General features: G+C 36.2%; 1 protein-coding gene. It reads right to left on the bottom strand.

Features of this window, described 5'->3' with window-relative positions; genetic code table 11:
* On the bottom strand, positions 1 to 265 hold a 265-nt coding region (locus AC0IXA_RS27610), incomplete at both ends, for a flagellar protein FlgN (protein ID WP_471814932.1).

The following is a 265-nucleotide window of genomic DNA, read 5'->3' as shown; positions in this document are numbered from 1 at the left end:
CTGCTGAATAAGCTGCTTGTTCAGTTCATTTACATCTTTTAGTTCCACCATGATGTCATTTAGTTTCTCATATAATGAAATGAGCTCTTCTTGATCTGTACCTTCAGCCTTTTCGATACATGCAGTGATGGTTGGTGATTGATCACTTTGTAAAAATTGAACGGTCGCTTCAATTCGTTTTTCTTCTAATTGAGAAATGGCCTGAATATACTTTTGCTCTAAATTCAGAACCTCTGAAAGAGCATCAATCTCATTGCTTTTCAGC

The sequence above is a fragment of the Pseudomonas sp. AC083 genome (assembly GCF_979253165.1).
The sequence above is the reverse complement of the archived record's forward strand: the minus strand, read 5'-3'. Positions and strand labels throughout refer to the sequence as shown.